Source organism: Corynebacterium sp. HMSC11E11 (assembly GCF_001807025.1).
Taxonomy (GTDB): domain Bacteria; phylum Actinomycetota; class Actinomycetes; order Mycobacteriales; family Mycobacteriaceae; genus Corynebacterium; species Corynebacterium freneyi.
In genome coordinates this window covers 1-2,478 of sequence record NZ_KV787151.1, presented here as the reverse complement: position 1 = coordinate 2,478, position 2,478 = coordinate 1, and the positions used below count along the sequence as shown (strand labels likewise).

Genomic DNA, 2,478 nt, shown 5'->3' with positions numbered 1-2,478 from the left:
ACAATCCGTCAGAGCCTCCTTTTGTGGGGTGATGGCGTGCCTTTTGAAGAATGAGCCTGCGAGTCAGCGGCACGTCGCGAGGTTAACCCGTGTGGGGTAGCCGTAGCGAAAGCGAATACTAACTAGTGTGTTGTCAGTGGCGTGTCCTGGACCCGAAGCGGGGTGATCTACCCATGGCCAGTGTGAAGCAGAGGTAAGACTCTGTGGAGGCGCGAACCCACTTAGGTTGAAAACTGAGGGGATGAGTTGTGGGTAGGGGTGAAAGGCCAATCAAACTCCGTGATAGCTGGTTCTCCCCGAAATGCATTTAGGTGCAGCGTCGTGTGTTTCCTCCTGGAGGTAGAGCTACTGGTTGGTTTAGCGGGACTATCATCTTAGCGACATCAGCCAAACTCCGAATGCCGGTGAGGTGAGAGCACGGCAGTGAGACTGCGGGGGATAAGCTTCGTAGTCGAGAGGGAAACAGCCCAGATCGCCGGCTAAGGCCCCTAAGGGTATGCTAAGTGGAAAAGGATGTGGGATCGCGAAGACAACCAGGAGGTTGGCTTAGAAGCAGCCATCCTTGAAAGAGTGCGTAATAGCTCACTGGTCGAGTGGTCCTGCGCCGACAATGTAGTGGGGCTCAAGCATACCGCCGAAGCCGCGGCAGTGACTTTTTTGTTGCTGGGTAGGGGAGCGTCGTGTTCGGCTGTGAAGCTGCGGGGTGACCTGTGGTGGAGTGGACGCGAGTGAGAATGCAGGCATGAGTAGCGAATGAGGAGTGGAAACCTCCTCCGCCGGATGACCAAGGGTTCCTGGGCCAGGTTAATCCTCCCAGGGTGAGTCGGGACCTAAGGCGAGGCCGACAGGCGTAGTCGATGGACAACGGGTTGATATTCCCGTACCCGCGCAATCGCGCCCATGGTGAATCAGTGATACTAACCCTCCTGAAGCGTCCTTTCGCTGCCCTTTTGGGTGGTGTCTGGTTGTGGATGCAGGGGACCTGATCTGGTAGTAGCCAAGTGATGGGGTGACGCAGGAAGGTAGCCGTGCCACCTGATGGATGGTGGTGTAAGCGTGTAGCCGGCAGTCCAGGTAAATCCGGGCTGCGTGTGTGGTGAGACGTGATGCGTACCCGTTGTGGGGAAGTTGGTGATCCTATGCTGCCGAGAAAAGCCTCTAGCGAGTGGTTGTGCGGCCCGTACCCCAAACCGACACAGGTGGTCAGGTAGAGAATACTAAGGCGATCGGGTGAACTGTGGTTAAGGAACTCGGCAAAATGCCCCCGTAACTTCGGGAGAAGGGGGGCCGCGTGATGTCTATGCCCGTTGCGGCGGACGGCGTTGCGTGGCCGCAGAGAATAGAGGGAAGCGACTGTTTACTAAAAACACAGGTCCGTGCGAAGACGGGTAAGTCGATGTATACGGACTGACGCCTGCCCGGTGCTGGAAGGTTAAGAGGACCTGTTAGATCCTTTGTGGGTCGAAGCGGAGAATTTAAGCCCCAGTAAACGGCGGTGGTAACTATAACCATCCTAAGGTAGCGAAATTCCTTGTCGGGTAAGTTCCGACCTGCACGAATGGCGTAACGACTTCCCTGCTGTCTCAACCACAGACCCGGCGAAATTGCAGTACGAGTAAAGATGCTCGTTACGCGCGGCAGGACGAAAAGACCCCGGGACCTTCACTATAGCTTGGTATTGGTGTTCGGTTCGGTTTGTGTAGGATAGGTGGGAGACTGTGAAACCTCAACGCCAGTTGGGGTGGAGTCGTTGTTGAAATACCACTCTGATCGTATTGGATATCTAACCTTGGCCCGTGATCCGGGTTGGGGACAGTGCCTGGTGGGTAGTTTAACTGGGGCGGTTGCCTCCCAAAGGGTAACGGAGGCGCCCAAAGGTTCCCTCAGCCTGGTTGGCAATCAGGTGTTGAGTGTAAGTGCACAAGGGAGCTTGACTGTGAGACTGACAGGTCGAGCAGGTACGAAAGTAGGGACTAGTGATCCGGCACCGGCTTGTGGAAGCGGTGTCGCTCAACGGATAAAAGGTACCCCGGGGATAACAGGCTGATCTTCCCCAAGAGTCCATATCGACGGGATGGTTTGGCACCTCGATGTCGGCTCGTCGCATCCTGGGGCTGGAGTAGGTCCCAAGGGTTGGGCTGTTCGCCCATTAAAGCGGCACGCGAGCTGGGTTTAGAACGTCGTGAGACAGTTCGGTCTCTATCCGCCGCGCGCGTAGAAACTTGAGGAAGGCTGTCCCTAGTACGAGAGGACCGGGACGGACGTACCTCTGGTGTGCCAGTTGTTTCGCCAGGAGCATTGCTGGTTGGCTACGTACGGAAGGGATAACCGCTGAAAGCATCTAAGCGGGAAGCCTGTTCCAAGATCAGGTTTCGTTTGAGGTTCCCTGTAGATGACGGGGTTGATAGGCCGGAACTGTGAGCATGGTGACGTGTTGAGGTGACCGGTACTAATAGACCAAACAACAACACACGCATC

The 2,478-nt window shown here is 55.9% G+C and carries 1 rRNA gene; it reads left to right on the top strand.

Annotated elements, in window-relative coordinates:
* A 23S ribosomal RNA gene (locus tag HMPREF3121_RS08215) occupies positions 1–2,474 on the top strand; the annotation flags it as partial.
* Between the last annotated feature and the right edge of the window lie 4 nt (positions 2,475–2,478).